The sequence below is a fragment of the Teichococcus aerophilus genome (genome assembly GCF_014490485.1).
Taxonomy (GTDB): domain Bacteria; phylum Pseudomonadota; class Alphaproteobacteria; order Acetobacterales; family Acetobacteraceae; genus Pseudoroseomonas; species Pseudoroseomonas aerophila.
This window is the reverse complement of the sequence record NZ_JACTVA010000008.1, coordinates 137,380-143,770: the sequence shown is the minus strand read 5'-3', so window position 1 is coordinate 143,770 and position 6,391 is coordinate 137,380. Positions and strand designations below refer to the sequence as shown.

Annotated in this window: 7 protein-coding genes; 6 read left to right on the top strand and 1 reads right to left on the bottom strand. The window is 67.4% G+C overall.

The features are described 5' to 3' along the window. Positions 1 to 270 precede the first annotated feature (270 nt). The 5 genes from IBL26_RS07170 to IBL26_RS07150 all read left to right on the top strand — a co-directional run bounded on the left by IBL26_RS07170 (position 271) and on the right by IBL26_RS07150 (position 4,991). Entirely contained in the window at positions 271 to 1,065 is a 795-nt protein-coding gene (locus IBL26_RS07170; protein WP_456316402.1) for an ABC transporter ATP-binding protein, read from the top strand. Next, positions 1,058 to 1,762 carry an ABC transporter ATP-binding protein gene (locus IBL26_RS07165; RefSeq protein ID WP_187783783.1) on the top strand — a complete coding sequence of 235 codons (705 nt, stop codon included), beginning with the start codon at positions 1,058 to 1,060 and terminating at the stop codon, positions 1,760 to 1,762. Before IBL26_RS07170 ends, IBL26_RS07165 begins: the two co-directional genes overlap by 8 nt. A 30-nt stretch (positions 1,763 to 1,792) precedes the next feature. Continuing rightward, the gene (locus tag IBL26_RS07160; RefSeq protein WP_187783782.1) at positions 1,793 to 3,031 is read left to right on the top strand and encodes an ABC transporter substrate-binding protein; all 1,239 of its coding nucleotides are present in this window, start codon (positions 1,793 to 1,795) and stop codon (positions 3,029 to 3,031) included. Between the two features lie 69 nt (positions 3,032 to 3,100). Then, positions 3,101 to 3,988 (top strand): branched-chain amino acid ABC transporter permease, encoded by an 888-nt coding sequence (locus IBL26_RS07155; RefSeq protein ID WP_187783781.1) that lies wholly within the window; start codon positions 3,101 to 3,103, stop codon positions 3,986 to 3,988. Between the two features lie 4 nt (positions 3,989 to 3,992). Beyond that, complete coding sequence (locus IBL26_RS07150; protein WP_187783780.1) at positions 3,993 to 4,991, top strand: branched-chain amino acid ABC transporter permease; 999 nt, start codon at positions 3,993 to 3,995, stop codon at positions 4,989 to 4,991. A gap of 21 nt (positions 4,992 to 5,012) precedes the next feature. On the opposite strand, the gene IBL26_RS07145 is transcribed toward IBL26_RS07150, so the two are convergent. After that, complete coding sequence (locus IBL26_RS07145) at positions 5,013 to 5,591, bottom strand: YqhA family protein (protein WP_187783779.1); 579 nt, start codon at positions 5,589 to 5,591, stop codon at positions 5,013 to 5,015. 139 nt (positions 5,592 to 5,730) lie between these two features. Here IBL26_RS07145 and IBL26_RS07140 point away from each other — a divergent pair, with 139 nt between their 5' ends. Continuing rightward, positions 5,731 to 6,084, top strand: coding sequence for a RidA family protein (locus IBL26_RS07140; RefSeq protein WP_187783778.1), 354 nt, complete (start codon positions 5,731 to 5,733; stop codon positions 6,082 to 6,084). Positions 6,085 to 6,391 lie beyond the last annotated feature (307 nt).

Sequence of the window (6,391 nt, the reverse complement as noted above, 5' to 3'; positions counted from 1 at the left end):
CGGAACTGCTGCGCCGCGCCGCCGCCAAGGGCCTGCGCCGGCCCACTCCCGAAGCCCTCAACTTCGCCATCTGAGGCTTATCCCGGACAGTGCGGCGGTGCCCTGATCCCGAGGAAATCCGCCACTTAGCGCCCCGCCGGCCCAGCCCGGCGGGCCAGCGTCCCGTGTAACGCAAAGCACCCTTGCTTCAGCTGCATCGCCCCGTCATGCTGCACGGCAACGGACCCCCGAGAGGGTCCCGACGGGACGTTCAAGCGAGCGGAGTAACGGGTGCCGGATACCATCCTGGACTCTGGGGCCATTCTGGAAACAGCGGGCCTCACTAAGGAGTTTTTGGGATTCGTCGCCGTTGGCGACGTCTCGCTGAAAGTGCGCCGTGGCAGCATCCATGGGCTGATCGGCCCGAATGGCGCCGGCAAGACCACCTGCTTCAATCTGTTGACCAAGTTCCTGCAGCCGTCCCGCGGTACCATCCATTTCGACGGGCGGGACATCACCCGCCTGAAGCCGGCGGAAGTGGCGCGGCTCGGCCTGGTGCGTAGCTTCCAGATCTCCGCCGTGTTCCCGCATCTCAGCGTGCTGGAGAATGTGCGCGTCGCCCTTCAGCGCCAGCGCGGCGGCAGCTTCGATTTCTGGCGCAGCGACAGCGTGTTGCGCCGCTACGACGACCGCGCCATGGAATTGCTGGAGGATGTGGGGCTGATCGGCTTCACCCACCGCCCGGCGGGGGAATTGCCGTATGGCCGCAAGCGCGCGCTGGAAATCGCCACCACCCTGGCGCTGGACCCGGTGATGATGCTGCTGGACGAGCCCACCGCCGGCATGACGGCCGAGGATGTGGACCGCGTCGTCAGCCTGATCCGCCGCGTCGCCGCCGGCCGCACCGTGCTGATGGTCGAGCATAACCTGAAGGTGGTGGAAGGCCTGTGCGACACCATCACCGTACTGACGCGCGGCCGCGTGCTGGCGGAAGGCGACTACGCCACCGTCTCCCGCAATCCGGAGGTGGTGGCGGCCTATCTGGGTACCGATCCCTCCATCGCCGGGGGCACCCACCATGGCTGATTCACTGCTGAAGACCGCCAACCTGCAGGCCTGGTACGGCGAGAGCCACGCCCTGCACGGCATCGATATCGAGGTACGGGAAGGGGAGGTCGTCACCCTGCTCGGCCGCAACGGCGCCGGCAAGACCAGCACGCTGCGCGCCATCATGGGGCTGATCGGCCGCCGCACCGGTAGCGTGCGCTTCGAAGGCAAGGAGCTGATCAACGCGCGCAGCGACATCATCGCCCGCGCCGGCATCGCCCTGTGCCCGGAGGAGCGCGGCATCTTCGCCAGCCTGGACGTGACGGAGAACCTGATGCTGCCGCCCGTGGTGCGCCCAGGCGGCATGAGCATTGCCGAGATCCACACGCTGTTCCCGAACCTGAAGGAACGCGCGCGCAGCCCCGGCACCAAGCTCTCGGGCGGGGAACAGCAGATGCTGGCCATCGCCCGCATCCTGCGCACCGGCGCCCGCCTGCTGATGCTGGACGAGCCGACCGAGGGCCTCGCCCCCGTCATCGTCCAGCAGATCGGCCACACCATCCGCGAGATCAAGCAGCGCGGCTTCACCGTGCTGCTGGTCGAACAGAACTTCCGCTTCGCCCAGACCGTGGCGGACCGCCACTACGTTATCGACCACGGACAGGTGGTGGACCACCTGGACAATGCGGAGATGGCGAACTCGGCGGAGCGGTTGCACCAGTATCTCGGCGTCTGACCCCTGCGCCGACACGGGAGAGAGAACAACATGTCCCAGGATCGCCGTACCTTATTGAAGACCGCCGCCGTCGCATCCGCGGTGCCGGTGGTCGGCCTGCCCGCCCGGGCACGGGCGCAGTCCACCACGTTGAAGATTGGCGTGCTAAACGACCAGTCCGGCGTGTACCGGGAGATTTCCGGCCCCACCTCCACCGCCTGCGTACGGCAGGCGATCGTCGATTCCGGCATCGCCGCCAAGGGCGTGAATGTCGAGGTGGTGCAGGCCGACCATCAGAACAAGCCGGATGTCGGCGCCACCATCGCCCGCCAGTGGATCGACCGCGATGGCGTGGACGTTATCGTGGATGTGCCGAACTCCGCCGTCGCGCTGGCCGTCAACGGCATCGTGCGCGAGAAGAACAAGGCCTACTTCAACTCCACCGGCGGCACGACGGAGCTGACCGGCGGCCAGTGCAGCCCCAACACAATCCACTGGACCTACGACACCTACATGCTCGCCAAATCCACCGGCGGTGCCATGGTGAAGACGGGCGGGGACAGCTGGTTCTTCATCACCGCCGACTACGCCTTCGGCCATGATCTGGAGCGGAACACCACCAAGTTCGTCCAGGAAGCCGGCGGCAAGGTGCTGGGCAGCGTCAAGCACCCGCTGCAATCCACCGACTTCTCCTCCTACCTGCTGCAGGCGCAGCAGAGCCGGGCGAAGGTCATCGGCCTGGCCAATGCGGGCACGGACACCATCAACAGCGTTAAGCAGGCCGCCGAGTTCGGCGTCACCCGCCGCGGCACCAAGATCGCCGTGCTGCTGATGTTCATCAACGACGTGCACAGCCTTGGCCTGAACGCGGCCCAGGGCCTGGTCTGCACCGAGAGCTTCTACTGGGACCTGAACGACCGCACCCGCGCCTTCACCAAGCGCGTGCTGCCGTCGCTGGGCGGTAACTATCCGGCCATGTCCCATGCCGGCTGCTACGCCTCCGTCCTGCACTACCTGAAGGCGGTGGCCGACATGGGGGCGGCGGCCGCCAAGGCCAGCGGCGCCGATGCCGTGGCCCGCATGAAGGCGATGCCGACCGACGACGACTGCTTCGGCCAGGGCAGCATCCGCGCCGATGGCCGCAAGCTGCACCCGGCCTTCCTGTTCGAGGTGAAGACCCCCGCCGAGTCCAAGGGCCCGTGGGACTACTACAAACTGCTGCAGACCACCTCGGCCGAGGATGCGTGGCGTCCGTTGTCCGAAGGTGGCTGCTCGTTGATCCGCACCTGACCAGCCGGGCGGGGCCCTGTGCCCCGCCCGCCTGACCTGACCACACCCCCTGGACGGAACCGGAAGCCGGTGATCGAAGACATCCTCTTCCAGTTGGAGCTCGGCCTGCCGCAGGTGGTGCTGGGGCTGGTGAACGGCGCGTTCTACGCGCTGCTCTCGCTCGGCCTTGCCGTCATTTTCGGCATGCTGAACGTCATCAACTTCGCCCATGGCGCACAGTTCATGATGGGCGCCTTCGTCGCCTGGATGCTGCTGGCCTGGGGCGGCATCGGCTACTGGTGGGCGCTGGTGCTCTCGCCGCTGATTGTCGGCGCCTTCGGCATCGTCATCGAGAAGCTGCTGATCAGCCGGCTCTACAAGCTGGACCACCTGTACGGCCTGCTGCTGACCTTCGGCCTCGCGCTGATCATCGAAGGGGTGTTCCGCAACCAGTTCGGCTCCTCCGGCCTGCCATACTCGCCGCCGGAAAGCCTGGGCGGCCCGCCGGTCGATCTCGGCTTCATGTTCCTGCCGAAATACCGGCTGTGGGTGGTGGTGGCCTCGCTGGTCGTCAGCCTCGCCACCTGGCTGGTGATCGAGAAGACGCGCCTCGGCGCCTACCTCCGCGCGGCGACCGAGAATGCGGCGCTGGTGCAGGCCTTCGGCGTCAACGTGCCGCGCATGGTCACGCTCACCTACGCCGCAGGCGTGGCGCTGGCCGCCTTCGCCGGCGTGCTGGCAGCGCCGATCTATTCGGTGAACCCGCAGATGGGCTCCAGCCTCATCATCACCGTCTTCGCCGTGGTGGTCATCGGCGGCATGGGCTCCATCCTTGGCTCCGTGCTCACCGGCTTCGGCCTCGGCCTCGTCGAGGGCCTGGCGAAGGTGTTCTACCCGGAGGCCTCCTCCACCGTCATCTTCGTCATCATGGCGATCGTCCTGCTGGCGCGCCCCGCCGGCCTGTTCGGGAGGGCCTGAGCCCATGGCCGCCGACAGCATCACCGCCACCCCGGAAACTTCCCGCGTGCGCGGCCTGCCGGGCCTGCAGGCGCTGGGCTTCAACCGGGCGCAGAGCATCGCCTTCCTGCTGCTGCTGGCCTTCCTGGCGATCGGGCCGTTCTTCCTTTACCCGGTCTTCCTGATGAAGCTGCTGTGCTTCGCCCTGTTCGCCTGCGCCTTCAACCTGCTCATCGGCTATGTCGGCCTGCTGTCCTTCGGCCATGCCATGTTCTTTGGCATGGGCGGCTACCTCGCCGCGCATTCGGCCAAGGTGTGGGGCTTCACGCCGGAGCTTGCCATCCTCACCGGCGGTGCCATGGGCGCGCTGCTGGGCGTCATCTCGGGCTGGCTGGCCATCCGGCGGCAGGGCATCTACTTCGCCATGATCACCCTGGCGCTGGCGCAGATGGTCTACTTCCTCTGCCTGCAGATGCGCTTCACGGGCGGGGAGGACGGCATCCAAGGCGTGCCGCGCGGCCGCCTGTTCGGGGTGTTCGACCTGTCCGCCGACCTCTCCATGTACTGGCTGGTGGCGGCGGTGTTCCTCATCGGCTTCCTGCTGATCAACCGCGTCATCCACTCGCCCTTCGGTCAGGTGCTGACGGCGATCCGCGAGAACGAGCCGCGCGCCATCTCGCTCGGCTACCGGGCGGATGACTACAAGATGCTGGCCTTCGTGCTCTCCGCCACGCTGGCCGGCGTGGCGGGCGGCACCAAGGCGCTGGTCTTCGGCATCGCCACGCTGACGGACGTGTACTGGGCGATGTCCGGCGAAGTGGTGCTGATGACGCTGCTGGGCGGCCTTGGCACCGTGTTCGGCCCGGCGGTGGGCGCCGCCGTCATCGTCACCATGCAGAACTACCTGGCGGAATTCGGCGCCTGGGTCACCGTCATCCAGGGCGGCATCTTCGTCATCTGCGTCGTCGCCTTCCGCGCCGGCATCGTGGGCGAGATCGCCCGCTGGCTGCGCGTGCGCCTGTAACGGCGGGGGGCGGCGGGGGGATCACTCCTTCTCCTGCCGCTCCTCCTTCCGGTCCAGGTTGTGGATCTCTTTCGCTTCCCGCTGCTTGGCCTGGATGGCGCTGGTCTCCCCCGTCCGGTGGGTCAGCCGCTCCAGCAGGCCGAGGCACAGCACGCCGACCAGGAAGGTCGCGTGGATGACCAGCGCCCACATCGTCTCCTCCGCATCGTAGCTGCCCGGGCGCAGGAAGATCTGCAGCAAGTGGATGGAGGAGATGGCGACGATGCTGGTGGCCAGCTTCAGCTTCAGGTCCCCAGTATCCAGCCCACCCACCCAGTGCATCCGCTCCTGCGCCGCATCCTCCTTCAGGCGTGAGACGAGGCTGTCGTAGGAGGAGATGGCGACCATCGCGACCATCGAGGCCACCAGAGCCGAATCGGCCAGGTAGAGCAGGGTCAGCAGGTCCTCGTTCTCCGACAGGACGAACAGGCGGGACGCGAAGTCCCACAGTTTGGTGACGAAGCGGAGGGCATAGAGCACCAGCCCCGCCATCAGGCCCAGGAAAAACACGGCTAGCACGTAGCGCCCGGCCAGCATCGTCTTGTCGATCAGTCGCAACATAGGGGTTCTCGATGAAAAGGGGCGGCGGGCGGGTGAAGCGCCACGGCGCGATCCTGCAGCTAATGCGCGGCCTTTGCACCCGTTGCCTTGGCGTCGCGCCCGGCCGAAAAAGGCCTCCTTGAAAAGGGAGACCGCGAGCATGACCATCCAGCGCCTGGCCGAGGAGCAGCGCCTGTCCGGCGCCACCGTGGCGAATGGCTTCATCTTCCTGGCCGGCCAGATCGCCGACGATTCCAGCCTGGATGCCGAAGGTCAGACCGCCGACATCCTCGCGCAGATCGACGCCCTGCTGGCCGAGGCCGGCACCGACAAGCGGGCGCTGCTGCAGGTGCAGATCACCCTGGCTGACATCACCGACGCGCCCGCCATGAACCGCGCCTGGGACCGCTGGCTGGACCCCTCCGCCAAGCCGGCGCGCATGACCAGCGAGGGCCGGCTGGTCGACCCGAAGCTGAAGGTGGAGATGATCGGCATCGCCCTGGCGCCGCGCTAGAGCGTGGTTTGAGGTGGAATCACCGAAGGCCTGAGGCACGCGATGAGGCATGGACGGGGAGCGTGGTGCGGCAACGAACGTGAACGCGCCATGCTCTGAGCCCCGGGGCGCGTAAAAAAAGCTAATCGACTGGGTTATCAGGCGGAAAAGCGCCTCGCGGCCCCTTCACCCGGGGGGCCGCGCGGGGCATTCTGCGCCGCCCGCGCGGTATGCCCGCGGCCCCCGCCCGCGCCTCCTGCCCGCCGTGGAACCGCCCCGGTTCCGCCGCAGTCATGGGGCACATCTTGCCGACTGGCTGCCGAGAGAC

Excerpts from the sequence above, each read along its gene's own strand:
- IBL26_RS07165 (WP_187783783.1), top strand. The coding sequence starts at position 1,058 with ATGGCTGATTCACTGCTGAAGACCGCCAACCTGCAGGCCTGGTACGGC.
- IBL26_RS07160 (WP_187783782.1), top strand. The coding sequence starts at position 1,793 with ATGTCCCAGGATCGCCGTACCTTATTGAAGACCGCCGCCGTCGCATCC.
- IBL26_RS07150 (WP_187783780.1), top strand. The coding sequence starts at position 3,993 with ATGGCCGCCGACAGCATCACCGCCACCCCGGAAACTTCCCGCGTGCGC.
- IBL26_RS07145 (WP_187783779.1), bottom strand. The coding sequence starts at position 5,591 with ATGTTGCGACTGATCGACAAGACGATGCTGGCCGGGCGCTACGTGCTA.
- IBL26_RS07140 (WP_187783778.1), top strand. The coding sequence starts at position 5,731 with ATGACCATCCAGCGCCTGGCCGAGGAGCAGCGCCTGTCCGGCGCCACC.